The 16,910-nt window shown below is 69.5% G+C and carries 7 protein-coding genes; 6 read left to right on the forward strand and 1 reads right to left on the reverse strand.

Going from position 1 to position 16,910, the window contains the following annotated elements; all coding sequences use genetic code 11:
* Together U2P90_RS00810 and U2P90_RS00815 are read left to right on the forward strand one after the other, a co-directional pair.
* Nucleotides 1-4,746 carry a DUF11 domain-containing protein gene (locus U2P90_RS00810; RefSeq protein WP_322473368.1) on the forward strand — a complete coding sequence of 1,582 codons (4,746 nt, stop codon included), beginning with the start codon at nt 1-3 and terminating at the stop codon, nt 4,744-4,746.
* Nucleotides 4,747-4,810: 64 nt separating this feature from the next.
* Nucleotides 4,811-10,669 carry a beta strand repeat-containing protein gene (locus tag U2P90_RS00815; protein ID WP_322473369.1) on the forward strand — a complete coding sequence of 1,953 codons (5,859 nt, stop codon included), beginning with the start codon at nt 4,811-4,813 and terminating at the stop codon, nt 10,667-10,669.
* An 82-nt stretch (nt 10,670-10,751) separates the two neighbouring features.
* Here U2P90_RS00815 and pnp read toward each other — a convergent pair whose 3' ends face one another.
* Nucleotides 10,752-12,923: a polyribonucleotide nucleotidyltransferase gene (pnp, locus tag U2P90_RS00820; RefSeq protein ID WP_322473370.1), complete on the reverse strand. Its 2,172-nt coding sequence runs from the start codon at nt 12,921-12,923 to the stop codon at nt 10,752-10,754.
* A 118-nt stretch (nt 12,924-13,041) separates the two neighbouring features.
* On the opposite strand from pnp, the gene U2P90_RS00825 reads away from it, so the two are divergent.
* The 4 genes from U2P90_RS00825 to U2P90_RS00840 all read left to right on the forward strand — a co-directional run bounded on the left by U2P90_RS00825 (nt 13,042) and on the right by U2P90_RS00840 (nt 16,704).
* Nucleotides 13,042-13,515: a hypothetical protein gene (locus U2P90_RS00825; protein ID WP_322473371.1), complete on the forward strand. Its 474-nt coding sequence runs from the start codon at nt 13,042-13,044 to the stop codon at nt 13,513-13,515.
* A 75-nt stretch (nt 13,516-13,590) separates the two neighbouring features.
* Nucleotides 13,591-14,400, forward strand: a complete 810-nt coding sequence (gene dkgB, locus U2P90_RS00830; RefSeq protein ID WP_322473372.1) for a 2,5-didehydrogluconate reductase DkgB — start codon at nt 13,591-13,593, stop codon at nt 14,398-14,400.
* Nucleotides 14,401-14,780: 380 nt separating this feature from the next.
* Complete coding sequence (locus U2P90_RS00835) at nt 14,781-15,854, forward strand: M4 family metallopeptidase (RefSeq protein ID WP_322473373.1); 1,074 nt, start codon at nt 14,781-14,783, stop codon at nt 15,852-15,854.
* A gap of 4 nt (nt 15,855-15,858) precedes the next feature.
* The gene (locus U2P90_RS00840) at nt 15,859-16,704 is read left to right on the forward strand and encodes a phosphotransferase family protein (protein WP_322473374.1); all 846 of its coding nucleotides are present in this window, start codon (nt 15,859-15,861) and stop codon (nt 16,702-16,704) included.
* Nucleotides 16,705-16,910 lie beyond the last annotated feature (206 nt).

Genomic DNA, 16,910 nt, shown 5'->3' on the forward strand with positions numbered 1-16,910 from the left:
GTGAATTCCGTCGTGAAACGCCTCGCGACTGCCCTGACGGCCCTGCTCGCTGTCGGGCTGAGCGAGGCCCAGAACCTGAGCACCAGCCTGCCCCTGACCTCGGTCGGCGACCGCCTGATGTGGTCGGTCGGCGACCAGACCCTGACCCTGAACGTGCCGGCCAGCGGCCGCGTGCGGCTGGAACTGTACAGTCCGCGCGTCGATCTGTCGGATTACCGCAGCGCCACGTACTACGGCGACGAGCAGTACGACGCCGGACGCACCCCGGTCACCACGACCTTCACGCTGCTGCGCGGCGACGGAACCGTCGTGCTCACGCGCCGCTTCACGCCCGGCGCCCAGGCGTGGGAGACGCTGCTGGATCAGGAGCTGCCCGCCGGCGCGTACCGGCTGGTGGCCGCCACGCAGGGCAACGCCAAGAACACCTTCGCGGTGCGCCTGGCCGGTGTCAGCGCCATGATCAGCGCCGACCGCCTGAGCGTGAACATCCACTCGCGCGCCTTCGTGCCCGCCGTGCAGGTCACCTCCGACGGGCAGCCCCACGTCCTGCGCGTGTACGACGGCGACGGCCCCCGTGAGCTGGAGGCCCGGCTGCGCGACGAGCAGGGACGGGTGATCCCGCTGACGGTCAGCGCGGATCTGGCGTACAGCGACCTGGTGCTGCCGGCCCAGGCCGGGACATACACCGTGGAGCTGCGCCAGCCGGCCACGGCGCGGCAGTTCTCCAACACCGTGAGTTTCGGCCTGACCCGCGCGGGGGCCGCCACGCCGATCGTGGTGAGCCGCACGGATCAGAGCGGCACCCTGCGCGTCACGGCCGAACTGCTGCTGCCGGGCGGCGGCCAGCCGACCCAGGCCGAAGTCACCGTGGGCGACACGCCCGTCACGGTTCGTGGCACCTTCGAGCAGCCGGCCGCGGCCGGCACCTACCCGGTCGTCCCGCTGCCGGTGCCGGGGGCCGAGGTCACGGTGGATCACAGCGCCGTCGCGGTGCCCGCCGGCGGCACAGCAGCGGCGCACGTGCAGATCCGCCCACAGGTGCGGCTGAATCTCCACACCGACCGGCCGGAGGTCTGCGTGGGCGACACCGTCACCGTGACCGCCCGCGCCGAGACCGACTTCGGCGGCGACCTGCCCCTGGCGCTGAACGTGGATGCGCCGGGACTGAGCATCGCCGGTCCGCAGCGGCTCGATGGCGTCCTGAGCGCCGCCACCCCCGGCGAGCTGCGGATCACCGGCGTCGCCACCGCGCCCGGCCCGCTGGCAATCCGGGCCCGTCTGGCCCCGTGGGGACTGGAGGAGACGGCGACCGTCACGGTGCGGCCGGACGTCGCCAGCCTGCGGCTGAGCCGCGACCCCCTGCCCACGGCCATTCCTGGCGGCGAGGTGGCCGTCACGCTGCGCGTCACGAACCTCACGGAGCGCCCCGCCGCGTATGAGCTGACCGACACGGCCGCGCCGGGCCTGAGCCCACTGACCACGCCGCAGTTCACGGGCACGCTCGCCGCCGGCGAGACCCGCGCCCTGAGCTACCGGGCGCGCGTGACCGGCACCGACCCGGTGCTGCTGCGGGCCGACCTGCGCACCCCCGACTGCGCGGCCCCCCAGACCACGGCCGCCACGCTGAACGTGGTGACCACTCCGGCCCAGGCCCCGGCCCAGCGCCGCGTGAGCCGGATCGTGCTGCCCTTCGACGCGCCCGCCGGGGCCACCCAGCTGATCGTGGCCCACCGGGTGCCCACCGGCGCGACCTACATTCCGGGCAGCGCCCGCCTGAACGACGCCCTCCTGCCCGATCCGCTGCGTGGGCCGAGCGGCACGCTGTACTGGGCCGTGCCGGGCCACGCCGCCCAGACGCCGGACACGCAGCGCGGCGTGGTCTCCTACACCGTGGGCCATCCGGGAACGCTCGACACGCTCGGTTCACCCGCACTGCTGGCCCGATTCGCCGGAGAGCGCAGCGAGGTGCTGAGCGGCCAGATCGACACCGCCGACCTCGCGGCAGCCAGACCCCTGACCAGCGCCCCGACCCGCCAGGAGAACGCCGGCCGGATCGCCTCCCCGCTGGACGGCAGTCTGATCCGTATCCGCGACCGCATCAGCGTGACCGTCCGGGTCGCACGCGGCGAGGTGCCCGCCCTGCAGGTGAACGGGCAGCCCGTACCGGACACGCAGATCGGAGAGGTCACCACCGCCGCCGACGGCAGCCGGCGCGTCACGTATGTGGGCGTGCTGCTGCACCCCGGCCCGAATACCCTGAGCGCCGGCCCGGACCGTGTCCGCGTGGAGCTGGTCGGAGCCACGGCGCGCACCGAGGTCACGCCGACGGCGCTGATCGCCGACGGCAGCAGCCCGCTGCGACTCACGATCCGTACCCTGGATGCCAACGGCCATCCGACGGATCAGCCGAGCGTGACGGTGGCGCCCTCGCTGGAGCCCCGCACACCCGACGCGGAACCTGGCACCAGCGGCTACCAGGTGCGGCTCGTGAACGGCGAGGGCGTGCTGGAACTGCAGCCCCAGGCGACCCCGACCACCCTCAAGCTCGATGTGCTCCAGGGCACGGACGTGAAGACCTACACCTTCGAGGTGCGGCCGGACGCGAGCCGCGTGGGCGTGGGGATGCTGAGCGCCACCGTGGGCCTGGACGGCGCCCTGAGTCTGCAGGACGACGTGACGTGGCAGGGCCGCGCGTCGCTGGAGACCCCGCTGGGGGCCGGCAAGCTGTACGTCGCCGCCGACAGGGACGGCCTGCCGACCGACCGCGATCCGCTGAAGCGCTTCGCCCAGTCCGGCGACAGCTCCACCGAGAGTGTGCCCCTCCAGGGCATCGATCCCGTGGCCTTCGCCTACGACCATCCCAGCTTCCGCGCCGCGTACCGCCGCAGCGCGGCACCGGTCGACGTGCTGCCGGTGGGCGAGCAGCTGACCGCCCTGACCGCGTCCAGCAAGGGCAGCGTCCAGGTCTCGGGCTTCGCGGCGCTGGTGCCGGACGAGCGCGTGACCGACGAGCGGCTCACGCCGGAAGGCACCCGCCTGCTGCGCCTGAGCCAGGGCGGCATCTCCGACGGCAGCGAGACGCTGACGGTCGTGACGCTGGAACGCGCCACTGGCAAGGAGCTGAGCCGCGCGACCCTGCGCCGCAACGTGGACTACCTGATCGACCTGAACACGGGCATCATCACGCTCGCGCGGGCGCTGGACGCGGTCGACCTGAGCCTCAACGATGTCGTCGTCCTCGCCAGCTACCGCCTCGCAGATCCCATGTCTCAGCGGCATCCCGCCTTCGGCGCGCAGGTGAAGTACACGGCGCGGCAGTACTCGGTGGGCGCCGCCGCCGTCCGCCTGGACGACACCGTCACCGTCGGCGCCCGCGCCACCTACGACGACGGCACCCTGCGCGCCGATGGCCTCCTGGCCTACTCGAACGGCCTCCAGGCCACCCTCGACGCCGGCACGAAGTTCGGCTCCACCACCCTCGCCGCCCGCGTCCGCTATCAGGCCCCCACCTACACCGGCCTCGCTCCCCTCACCCCCGGCCTCACGGTGGGCGTGGACGCGACCACCAAGCTGACGCCGGCCCTGAGCGCGAGCGCTCAGGCGGAGTACCACGACAGCGGCGCGGTCAGCGCGGCGCGGGTGCAGGGCGGCAGCGTGACGGCGCGGGCGGACTATCAGGTGGCGCCCTTCAGCGTGGGGGCCGGGATCAAGGCGGCGTATGGAGATCAGCAGGGCGTGGCGGCGGTGGTGGGGGTGGGGTATCACCGGGCACCGGTGGATGTGGACGTGACGCACAGCCAGCCGCTGGGGGGCGGAACCCTCGATCCCACCACCACCGTCTCGGCCCGCTATGCCCTGTCCGACGCCCTGAGTGTCAGCGTGCGCGACGAGATCAACTGGAACACCGGCCAGCGGGCCTCGCTGAGCGTGGACAACCGCGTGGGAAACACCAACTACACGGCCACCTACGACCTGCCGGGGAGCGGCGGGCAGGGCAACCGCGCCCGCTTCGGCGTCAACACGACGCTGCCGCTGGGCGAGCAGGTGACCGTGGGTCTGCGCGGCAATGCCCTGTACGACGTGGCGGCCGCCCAGTCCGAACTGGGGGCCGGGGCCGACCTGACCTACAAGACGGACCGCGTGACCGCCGCCGCCGGCACCGACGTGACGGCAGGGAGCAAGGGCTTCGGTGTGGTGCTCCGCGCCGGTGTCAGTGGGCAGCTCAGCGACCAGCTCACCCTGACCGCCGACGGTCTGGTGGAGTTCGGCGCGGGCAAGAACGGCCAGCGGGCCGCCCTGGGCTATGCCTACCGCGCCTCGGCGTTCAACTCGCTGGGCACGGTGCGCTACGTGACCGGCACGCTGGCGGGCAATGCCCCCGAATTCAGCAGCATCCTGGCCGCCGAGTACCGTCAGCCGCAGTGGGCGGTGCGCGGGGGTCTGGATACCCGCACCCTGCTGAACGACCCTGGCAGCTTCACCGCGCAGCTCGGCCTGGGCGGCACGTACTACTTCGGTGAGCGCTTCGGTGTGGGCGCGTGGGGCCGCCTGCTCACGCAGCCCGGCAGCGGCACCACCCAGTACGGCTACGGCCTGGAAGGCAGCGTGCGCGTCCTGCCCGGCACGTGGCTGACCGCCGGCTACAACCCCGCCGGCTTCGACGGCCTGGGGAGCGCGTACACCCGTCAGGGCGCGTACCTGCGCCTCGATCTGACCGTTGACGAGACCCTGGGAGACGGCAAGTGAGTCTCCCCTCCACCGCCGCGCCCGCCCGCGTCCCCCACCACCCCCGCGAACAAGGACGTCGCCCGTGAACACCCACTCCCCGGCATCCGGATCAGCCCGAACTGCACCTTCACCTTCACTCCCCGTCACTCTGCTCACGCCGCTGCTGCGCCGCTTCTGGCAGGGACTGCTGATCCTGCTGCTCGGCATGAGCGGCGCCGCCCAGGCCGGCACGCTGAACCTGACATTCAGCGGCGGAACCGCCGGTCTGTCCGGCGGCGGCGGCGCGTGCGGCCTGATCGTCGGCAGCCAGTGCCGGTACAGCAACGTGGTGCAGGGCAACCCGCCCGCCGCGCTTCAGCGGGACGCGGTCATCACGGTAACCAGTTTCGTCGGCGCCGCCTCCCTGGCCACTCCCTTCGACAACGACACGGTGGCCTACTCAACGGCAACTGGCACTGCCATTGCCGGAGCCCACCCGGAAGTGTTCGCGCCCATCGTGGTGGCACCGGACACCGCCGGCGTCACGTCGGGCGTGCTGTTCACCATCAGGTTCTACACCGTGGGCACGACCACCCTGAATCCCCTGCCCGGCACGGTCTTCATGACCAGTTCCGACACGGACACCAACGGCGTGGTCAACGGCCTGCGGGAGTACATCGAATACCGGGGCTTCAGCGGCACGGGCCTGCCCGGCACCACCAACCTCCTGACGACCGTGACGGGAGCAGGAACCCAGTACACGGTCAAACCCGCAGCAGCCACACCCAATATCTACTCCGTCAACGGCATCACCGTCGATCCCGCGTACCGGGCCAGCGCCCGCTACGACAATCCCGGGCAAATCGACTTCCTGGCGGGCGCCATTCAGGGTTCAGACGCCAACGCCTGTGACACAACAGTAGTGTCGCCGCCAAGTGGATCCAATGCCTGCAACCGCCTCGGGGCCTACAGCTTCCAGATGGCAGAGTCGACGTACACCACCCCCGTCGTCGACGTGTACAAGTCCGTGAAGCTCACCACGGACGCCGACGGCTCGGGCAGCATCACCCCGAACGACACGCTGACGTACACGCTGACCGCCGTGAACACCGGCAACGCGGCCGTCACGAACGTCCAGCTGACCGACACGCTGCCCACCAACGTGACGATCACCGGCGTGGGCGCGCAGACCGTGAAGGTCAACGGCACCGTCACGGCGGGGGCCAGAAACGCGACCTACACCGGTCTTGCGGCCGCGAATACCCTGCTGGCAGCGGCACAGACCCTCGCCGTCGGCGGCACCATCAGCGTGGACATTCCCGTGACGGTCGGCGTAATCCTGCTCCCGACCACCCTGAGTAATCAGGCCACCGCGACCGGCACCGGTATCAGCAGCACCAACAGCGACAACGTCGATACCACGACCGCCTTCCCGCCCACCACGACCGCTGCGACCGGGTGGACGGCCGTGCCGGCGGGCAGCGTGACCCAGACGCAGACCGCGACTCTGGATCCCACGACGGCCACCATCACGCCCGTCGCCGATCTGGCGATCACGAAAACAGACGGCGTGACCAGCGTGAATGCCGGTGGCACCACCACGTACACCATCCGTGTCACGAACAACGGCCCCGGCAGCGTGACCGGCGCCACCCTCACTGACGCGGCCGTCACGGGCCTGAACGTCACCACCGTCGCGTGCTCGGCCACGCCCGGCCAGTGCACCGCCGGCACCACCCCCACCGTCGCCCAGCTCCAGGCCGGCTACCCCCTGCCCACCCTGACCAGCGGTCAGTTCTACGAATTGACCGTCACGGGCACCGTCACCGCCACCAGCGGCAGTGTCGCCAACACCGCCACCATCGCCACCCCCAGCGGCACCACGGACCTCACCTCCGGCAACAACACCGCCACCGACACCGACACGGTCACGCCGGTCGCCGACCTGGCGATCTCCAAGACCGGTACCAGTACCGTCGTGGAGGGCGATACGGCCACCTACACGCTGAAGGTCTGGAACCAGGGGCCGAGTGCCGCGACCGGAGCGACGATCACGGACACAGTGCCCAGCAACCTGTCGAACGTCACCTGGAGTTGCACGGCCAGCGGCACGGCTGCGTGTGGAACGGCCAGCGGCAGCGGCAATGCCATCAGTTTCGCCAGCGGTGCCCTGCCGGTGAACACCAGCACCGGCGCGGCCGGCGCGACCAACGCCGCACCCACGACTGGGGATTACCTGACGATCACAGTGACCGGCCAGTCGTCGAGCACCGGCAGCTTCACGAACACGGCGAATATCGCGGCACCTGCCGGCACGACCGACACCTATACGACGAACAACGCCGGCTCGCAGACCACCAATGTGACTCCGCCCTTCGTGACCACCACGCCAAACGTCTGTTCTACCCTGAGCGGCAACACCGGACTGGGCAGCAACCTGGTCACGGATTTCAACAATGGAACATTCGGTGTCAGTACCAGTGATCCCACGGTGGCCTCCACCGGCACGAAATCGCCTGCGGCATGGCCGTACACGGCGGCCAACCTGCCCAACTACACCTACATCCAGGCCAGCTCGACCAGCCCGAATGACGGCTTCGTGTCCCTGGTCAACCGGATGGGCAGCCCCAGAATCTTCAACGTCTGGACCTCGACCCTGACGCCCATCACCGTGAGTAGCAGCGGCGTGGCCTCGGACGACTCGGCCACCGGACGGTTCCTGCTGGTCAACGGCGCGAATCCAGGTCTCTCGGTGCTGGAGACGACCATCGGCGGGTTGAGTCCCAACACCAACTACCAGCTGACCGGACTGTTTGCCAACGTCATCGACAACGGGACCACCGGACACATCCTTCCGGATGTGACGCTCTATATCAACGGCAACACCTTCTTCAAGACGGGCAACATTCCCCAGGACATGGCCGCGAAATGGCGCACCTCGGGCTTCGTCTTCAACTCGGGCACCTCGACCTCTCTGACCTTCAAGCTGGTGAACAACGTGCCGTCCGGGAACGGCAATGACTTCGCCTTCGACCAGCTGAACCTGAACCACTGCCAGGGCAACTGGACGAACACCCTGAGCGGCTACCTGTACGCCGATCTGAACACCAGCAGCACCTTCCAGAACCCTGCCGAGCCGCAGCTGCCGGCCGGCGTGGTGGTCGACCTGCGCTACACCGACGCCAACGGCAATCCAGTCACGGTCGCCAAGACCACCACGGGCGTGGGGGCCGACACCGGCAAGTACGTGTTCACAAACGTGCCGCCGCCCCCGACGGGCTTCACGTACTACGTCCATGTCGAGGACGGCTCGCTGGCCGGTGAGCCGAGCACCGTGCCGGCCGGCTATACCCTGGCCACACCGAACAACGCCGCGATTCCCGGAACCCCGAACTACACCAGCGGCACGAACACCGGCCCGGACTTCGGCTTCTCCAGCACCCTGCCGCGCCTGACGATCACGAAGGTCTCGCAGGGCGGCGTGGGCGCGTTCAGCTTCTCGGGCACGAACGGCGTGGTCAGCCAGACCCTGACCACCACCACGGCCGGCACCGGCGTGACCGGAGTGACCCGGCTGCTCACGGCCACCTCGACCGTCACGACCATCACCGAGACCCCGGCAGCAGGCTTCGTGCTCGCATCGGCCACCTGTACCGGCCTGGGCAGCGGCGGCACCGCGACCCTGAGCGGAAATACCCTGACCCTGGACGCGGCGGCCACGGCGGCCAGCTCGAACATCACCTGCACCTTCACCAACCACCGGTCGCCGGTCATCACGCTGCAGAAGGCCCTGAGCGTGGCGCGGCTGTCCAGCACCGATCAGTTCACGCTGAACATCGGCGCGGTGAACGTCACGACCACCGGCACCGGCACCAGCGTGACCAGCGCGGCCGCGACCCTGAATCCGGCGGTCGCCGGCACGACCTACACCATCTCCGAGACGGCCGCCGGCACGACGGTGCTGGGGAACTACACCACCACCTACGCCTGCACGAACACCCTGGCCGGCGGCCAGACTCCCAGCGGCACCGGCACGAGCTTCACGCTGACGCCGGCCCCCGGCGACAACCTGAGCTGCACCTTCACCAACGGCCGGACCGTGGACGTGAGCATCGCCAAGGCTGGCCCCGCCAGCGCGGTTGCCGGCACCACCGTCACCTACACCCTGACCCTGAACAACGCCGGCCCGAACCCCGCCGACGGCGTGACCTTCGCCGATGACCTCCCGAACGTCCTGACGGGCGCCACGGCCACCTGTCAGAACGCCACGGGCGGCGTGAGCGGCTGCACGGCCAGCATCAACGGTTCGGGCGACCTGAGCGGTTCGGTCACGACCTTCCCCAGCGGCGGCAGTGTACAGATCGTGATCACGGCGAGTATCCCGGCCGGGGCCACAGCCAGCCTGTCGAACACCGCCACGGCGACCGTCCCGGCCGGTGTGGTGGACTCGAACACCGCCAACAACACCAGCAGCACCGTGACCACCACCCTGACCCGAACCACGGACCTGTCCATCACCAAGACCGACGGTGTCACGACCTTCCGGGCCGGCGTCACCCTGACCTACACGGTCGTCGTCAGCAACGCTGGCCCCTCCAACGCCAGCGCGGTCACGGTCAGCGATCCCCTGCCCAGCGGGATTCCCGCCGGCAGCATGACCTACTCTGCTGCGGTCAGCGGCGGCGCGACCACCTTGGTGAGCGGCACGCAGACCGGCGCCCTGAGCGACACCGTGGCGGTTCCGGTGGGCGGTACGGTCACGTACACGGTCACGGTCGTGGTGCCCATGACGTACACGGGAACCACCGTGGTCAACACCGCGACCGTGACCGCGCCGGGCGGCACCACCGATCCGGGCACCGGCAACAACACGGCGACCGACACCGACGCGCGTGAAACCCCCACCGCCAACCCCGACACGACAGGCACCAACCCGCTCACGCCCGTGACCTTCAACGTCACCGGGAACGACACCGGCCCGGCCGATCCGGCCACCGTCGACCTCGACCCGGCCACGGCCGGCCAGCAGACCACCTTCACGGATCCCGGCAAGGGCAGCTACACCGTCGATGCCAGCGGCAACGTGACCTTTACTCCCGCCCCCGGCTTCGTCCTGGGCAGCAGCACCATCTCCTACACCGTGAAGGATCTGGCGGGCCTGACCAGCACCGCGGCCACCATCACCGTGAGCGTGCCCGCCGCCGCCGACCTGTCGATCGGCAAGGCCGGCCCGGCGTTCGCCAGACCGGGAGACGCCATCACGTACACCATCACGGTGACGAATACGACCGCCGCCGCCGCCGCCGCATACACCGTGACCGATACCCTGGCCACCGGCCTGGCCTTCGTGTCGGCCAGCAACGGCGGCACCTACGACGGCGGCACACGCACCGTGACGTGGCCCCTGATCTCGCTGGCGGGCAGCGCCCAGCAGCTCCTGACGCTGGACGTGACGGCGCCCACCGACCCGCAGGTGCGCAGCGGAACCACCACCGTCCAGAACACCGCCACCGCCACGCTGACGGGCGACCCCAACCCTGCGAACAACACCTCGGCCGCCGTGACGACCCGCATGATCCTCACGCAGCTGACCAAACTGGTCCGCAACACCAGTGAGCCCAGCTCGGTCTTCGGCACGAGCGGCGGCGGGAAACCCGGACAGGTGCTCGAATACTGCCTGGAAGCCCGGAACCTGGGCGGCGCGGATCTGGGCACGGTCGCCAACGGCTACCGGGTGCGGGACACCCTGCCCACGAACGTCGATGCCCTGCTCACCGCATACGACGCCGACGAACCCAGCGTGGACACCGGCTATGGCGTCAGGATCACGCGCGGCACGGCCCCCGCCACCTACCTCAAGAGCGACACCGCCACCCTGAGCGCGACCACCCTGGACGTGAACCTGGGCATCCTGGCCGCCGGTGAGACCGTGACCGCGTGTTTCCAGGCGACCATCCGGTAGTCCCCCCTCCCTTTTCCATAGATCACGACCAACGACGCGGGCCGCCCCAGATGGAGCGGCCCGCGTTCGTCCCTTCAGCTCTTCAGTCGCGGCGGGGCGGACGTCCACCCCGGTCGCCACCGGGACGCGGGGCACGCGGCTCACGCGGGGCGATCTTGCCCTCCAGCTCGGGGCGGATCAGGTCGATCTTGCCCCGGTCGTCGATCCCGGCGATCTTGACGCGCAGCTTGTCGCCCACGTTCAGGACGTCCTCGACCGCGTTCACGCGCTGCTCGGACATCTGCGAGATGTGCAGCATGCCGTCCTGGCCGGGGTACAGGTTGATGAAGGCCCCGAACGGCGTGGTCTTCACGACCGTGCCGTCGAATTCCTCGCCGGCCTTCGCCTCGCGGGTGATGCTCTCGATCTTCGCCCGCACCGCGTTCGCGGCCTCGCCGCTGGCGCTGAAGATCCGCACGGTGCCGTCCTCCTCGACCGTGACCTGCGCCCCCATGGCCTCCAGCTCGCGGATCTGCTTGCCGCCCGGCCCGATGACCTTGCCGATCAGCTCGGGGTTGATCCTGATACTCACGATGCGCGGCGCGGTGGGCGACAGCTCCGGGCGCGGCGCGGCGAGCACCTCGGCCATCTTGCCCAGGATGTGCAGACGGCCATCGCGGGCCTGCGCCAGCGCCTCGCGCATGATCTGCGGGGTGATGCCGCCGACCTTGATGTCCATCTGGAGCGCCGTGACGCCCTGGGCGGTGCCGCACACCTTGAAGTCCATGTCGCCCAGCGCGTCCTCGGAACCCAGGATGTCGGTCAGCACGCGGTACTTCTCGCCCTCCATGACCAGACCCATCGCCACGCCGGCCACCGGGGCCGTGATCGGCACGCCGGCGTCCATCAGGGCCAGGGTGCCGGCACACACGGTCGCCATGGAGCTGCTGCCGTTCGATTCCAGCACCTCGCCCACGAGGCGGATCACATACGGGAACTCCTCGAAGGGCGGCAGCACGGCGCGGATGGCCCGCTTGGCGAGGTTCCCGTGCCCGATCTCGCGGCGGGACTGCCCGCCCATGCGCTTGACCTCGCCCGTGGAGTACGGCGGGAAGTTGTAGTGCAGCAGGAAGCGGTCGTTGTCCTCGGTGGTCAGGTCGTCCACCAGCAGCTCGTCGCGTTCGGTGCCCAGGGTCGCCACCCCCAGCACCTGCGTCTCGCCGCGCGTGAAGATGGCGCTGCCGTGGGCACGCGGCAGGGGCCGCGCCTCGATCCAGATGGGCCGCACCGTGCGCGAGTTGCGGCCGTCGGCCCGCAGGTCGTCTTCCAGGATCAGGCGGCGCAGTTCCTGCTTCTCGACCTTGTAGAACGCATTCTTCAGCGCCGTGATGCGCTCCTTGGCCCCCTCGGCGTCGGGATCCGGCTCGTATCCGGCGATGATCCCGTCGCGCAGGGCCTTGGTGCGGGCCGAACGGTCTTTCTTGCCGGCCGTCAGCAGCGCGTCCTTCAGGCCGCCCGCGTGCGCCTTCTCGGCCAGTTCGGGCACGAGGTCCGTGCTCAGGTCGCTGCCCTCCAGGGCCAGGAAGTTGAACTTCTCCTGCCCCAGTTCGGCCTTCATGGTCTCGATCAGCGAGATCACGCCCTGCATGCCCGCGTGCGCGAACTCGATCGCCCCGACCAGATCCTCCTCCGGGACGCTGTGCGCGCCAGCCTCGACCATCATCACGGCGTCCTTCGTGCCGGCCACGACCAGATCCATGGTGCTGCGCGAGAGCTGCTCGACGGTCGGGTTGATCACGTACTCGCCGCCGATCTGCGCCACGCGCACGCACGCGGTCGGGCCGTTCCACGGAATGTCACTGATCGACAGCGCCGCCGACGCCCCGATCGGCCCCAGCACGTCCGGCAGGTTCTGCTGGTCGGCGCTGATGACCGTGATGATGACCTGCGTCTCCTGGCGGTAGCCCTTCGGGAACAGCGGCCGGATCTGCCGGTCCGTGATGCGCGCGCCCAGGATGGCCTTCTCGCCGGGGCGGCCCTCGCGGCGGTGGAAGCTGCCGGGGATCTTGCCCACGGCGTAGTGGCGTTCCTCGAATTCCACGGTCAGCGGCAGGAAGTCCAGCGTGGAGCGCTCCTCGCGGGCCTGGGCGGTGACCAGCAGCATGGTGTCGCCGTAGCGCACGGTCACGCTGCCGGCGACCAGCTTGGCCAGCTTGCCGGTCTCGATGCTCAGTTCCTTGTCCCCGAGCATCGTCGTGTACGTTTTTCCAATCATGGGGGAAGTCTATCCTGATAGATGCTTACGGGAAGGCAGCGGAGAACCTGCTTCGACCGGTCACCGTGCGGATCATCTTCTGCTGTTCGACAGGGCTGAGCACGTGATTTCATAAGGTATGAACGTCACCGAAATTCCGCTGGATGACGAGGAAATGGGGAGTGCTGCCGACTTCAAGACACTGGGAGCAGCTCGCCTCGGCCAGCCAGAGGACGCAGAACCCGCAGCACTGGTCAGAGCACTTCGGGAGTATCTGGATGAGCACCGCCACGACGCTGCCACGCTTGCTGAACGGGATGAGGATGCCTACGCCGATTTCATCCTTGAGCTCGGCTACCTGTGGGGCGAGCAGCTCTGCCGAACCTACGACTGGGCCTGGATACGCCTGCACTTTGACGGCGAGGAGGGCGGCATCTGTATCGTCTCCCCAGACCGCAGCCTCTGCGTGAACCCGACGAGGCTCTTCAAGGAGATCGTAGACGAGGCCGCAAGAGCCAACAACATCCAACTGATCTACAGCATGGTCTCGCCCGAGGTGCTGGCCGTACAGTTCCCTGGTCGCAAGCCAGGTCGATATACCGGCATGTACTGAGACCAGAGGTATTAAGAACCTGCTCTTGCCTCGCGCACCCAGGCCGCGCCATGCTGCCCCGAACGGAGGTACGACATGGCAGTTCCTAATTTTGGTCTGGGCACGTTCCGCCTGAAAGACGATGTAGTGAAGGACTCGGTACGCAACGCCCTGGAGCTGGGCTACCGCGCCATCGACACCGCGCAGGGGTACGGCAACGAGGGTGAGATCGGCGAGGTGATCGCGCAGAGCGGCGTGCCGCGCAGCGACCTGTACATCACCACCAAGATCAAGCCCGACAACTACAGCAGGGACAAGCTGGTCGCCAGCCTGCGCGAGAGCGTGGAGAAGCTGGGCGTGGATCAGGTCGACTTGACGCTGATCCACTGGCCTGCACCGAACGGCCCGGTGCCCGCCGAGGAATACCTGACCGCCCTGGCCGACGCCCAGCAGCAGGGCCTGACCCGCGAGATCGGCGTGTCGAACTTCACGGTGGCGCTGCTCCAGAACGCGAAGAAGATCCTGGGCGACACGCCCATCGCCACCAATCAGGTCGAGATCCACCCGTACCTGCAAAACCGCACACTGGCCGACTATGCGCGCGCCGAGGGCCTGCACCTGACCTCGTACATGACGCTGGCGGTGGGCAAGGTGCTGGACGATCGGGTGATGCAGGCCATCGCGCAGGCCCACGGGGCCACGCCCGCACAGGTGGCGCTCGCGTGGGCGCTGCAGCAGGGCTACTCGGTGATTCCGTCGAGCACCAAACGGGAGAATCTGGAGAGCAACCTGAAGGCCCTCGACCTCATCCTGTCCGACGACGACATGGCGCAGATCGCCACGCTGGACAGGGGCGGCGCGGAGCGCATCGCCAACCCGGCGAGTGTCGCGCCCGACTGGGACTGAACACACGCAGGCCAGGGGCGGCGTCCGGTGCGAACTGGACGCCGCCTCTGCTTTCCGGGCCGTAGCGTGCCCAGCGGCCGCGGCTGGGCCCGGCGTGGCCCCATACACCCCTCGGTGACCAGCCCGGCCGATCGTGCCCATCCGAGCGAACGCGCGCCACAGGGAAGGCCAGAACGCGACGTGGCACTGGGGGGCCTTCCTGGGCGACCCATCCGGCCCATCGCGTGATACCGCGCCGTATCACACGGATCCGGAGTGAGCCGCAGGCGCACCCGAGCTCAGCGAACACGAGAGCATGCCGGGCTGGAGCGGTGGACAGGCCTGCGGGAGACAGAGCGGCATGCCCGGGCACGGCGCGGGTCCGGTATCATGCCCTCACCATGAAACCCAGCTCCCGGATCGCCCTGGCCGCCGTCCTCAGCGTGTCCCTGTTCGCCGCGTGCGGGCAGCAGCCGGCCACGTCTGGCCCCCTGACCGCGCAGGGCGGCAGCGGCAAGCCGGCCACCGGGCAGGCCACCGCCGCCGCACGGGTCTTCCTGCCCAACCCCCTCCAGACGACCGGCAACCAGTCACTGAGCGACCAGAAGGACAGTGCGGCGGCGGTGCCGGTCAGCGCGTACCACCGCGTCACCCTGACGCATCTGGACGGCAGCGGGTACCTCAGCGGCGACTACGCGAAAGTCGTCAGCGAGACGGGCACGCCGGTCTATGGCACCGGCCCCTTCGACTTCACCCGCGATCAGGATCAGTTCGAGCAGGTCATGGCCTACTACTGGGTCACGGAGGCGCAGAAGTACCTCCAGTCGCTGGGGTTCGGCTCCGAGCTGCCAGCCGTCAATAAGCGTCAGCAGCAGCTCAAGGTCAGCCAGTACGGCCTGGACAACTCGTACCAGCGCGACAAACCCGATTACATCCGCCTGGGCAAGGGCGGGGTGGACGACGCCGAGGACGGCGAGGTCATCGTGCACGAGTACGGCCACGCGGTACACGCCGCGCAGGTGCCGGGTTTCGGGGCCAGCGTGGAGGCCGGCGCGATCGGGGAAGCCTTCGGGGATTACCTGGCGATGACGGTCGGGCACGCGGTCGCCACGGCGCACGGGGTGACCAGCCGCGCTCCGCTGGCGTGCATCATGGACTGGGACGCCACCAGCTACACGGCCACCACGCCGCACTGCCTGCGCCGCATCGACAGCCAGAAGATGTACCCGCAGGACGCCGTGGGACAGGTACACGCCGACGGCATGATCTGGTCGCGTGCCCTGTGGGACATCTGGAACGCTCTGGGGGCCCGGACGGCCGACCGGATCATCATCAATGCCCAGTTCCGGTTCGCGCCCGACACCAGCTTCGCCGCCGCCGCGCAGCACACGGTGGACACCGCGCAGAGCATGTACGGCGCAGGCGCAGCGGCGACCGTGAAACAGGCCTTCGTGGCCCGCGGCATTCTGGACTGACCGCGTGACCCGCGCCCGCGACCTCGTTCGGCAGCACTGGCCGGACGAGGTCGTCGTGGCCACACAGGCTCTGACCGGCGGCGTGTCGGCGCGGGTCACGGCCGTCACGCTGCGCCGGGTGGACGGCACCGATTGGCGGGTGGTCGTGCGCGAATACGGGCCACGCGACCTCGCCGCGACGCCGGATGTGGCCGCACAGGAATTCGCGCTGCTGACGTTCCTGCACGGCCAAGGCCTGCCGGTGCCGCAGCCGCTGGCCCACACGCCCGGCATGCTGATCCAGACCTTTCTGGACGGGCGCAGCGGGGCCGAGGTCGAGGTCGATCCCGAGCAGCTCGCCCGGTTTCTGGCCCGGCTGCACGGGCTGGTTCCGGGCACCCTCGCGCTGCCGATCCTGCCGGACGTTTCCCCACAGACCGGCCCTCCGGACGACTCTCTCTCGGAGTCGCGGATCCGGGCCGCGCTGGCGTCACACCCGCCACTACCCGGCCGGACGGCTGTACTGCACGCGGATCTGTGGCCCGGCAACACCCTGTGGCACTCCGGGACGCTGAGCGCCGTGCTCGACTGGGAGGATGCCGCGCTGGGCGACCCCCTGGCCGATGTGGGCAACACGCGGCTGGAACTGCTGTTCTTTCAGGGTGAGGCGGCCATGCAGACCTTTACTGCCGGATACGCGACCCGCACCGGTCTTGACCTGACCGACCTCCCTGCCTGGGATCTGCGGGCCGCGCTGCGCCCCTGCGGGAAGCTGCACACCTGGGGCCTGGAGCCCGCGCAGGAGCGGACGATGCGGGAACGGCACGCGGCGTTCGTCACGGAGGCGGTCGCCCGACTGGCCCTGACCTGACCACGGTCAATCTCTGGTTCGCTTGACCCGGCGGCGTACCACATCTAGTATGCGCGGGTGCTTTCACCCTGAAAGCTCCGCAGGACAGAGGGAAGTCCGGTCACGCCCCCACGGGGGGTTCAGTCCGGCACAGTCGCGCTACGGTTTCAGTCCGAATGCTCGCCCTGCGGATCACCACTTTCTCGCGTGCCCCCGCGTCAGGGGCG

The organism is Deinococcus sp. AB2017081, assembly GCF_034440735.1.
Lineage (GTDB): Bacteria > Deinococcota > Deinococci > Deinococcales > Deinococcaceae > Deinococcus > Deinococcus rufus.

Excerpts from the sequence above, each read along its gene's own strand:
- pnp (WP_322473370.1), bottom strand. The coding sequence starts at position 12,923 with ATGATTGGAAAAACGTACACGACGATGCTCGGGGACAAGGAACTGAGC.
- U2P90_RS00825 (WP_322473371.1), top strand. The coding sequence starts at position 13,042 with ATGAACGTCACCGAAATTCCGCTGGATGACGAGGAAATGGGGAGTGCT.
- dkgB (WP_322473372.1), top strand. The coding sequence starts at position 13,591 with ATGGCAGTTCCTAATTTTGGTCTGGGCACGTTCCGCCTGAAAGACGAT.
- U2P90_RS00835 (WP_322473373.1), top strand. The coding sequence starts at position 14,781 with ATGAAACCCAGCTCCCGGATCGCCCTGGCCGCCGTCCTCAGCGTGTCC.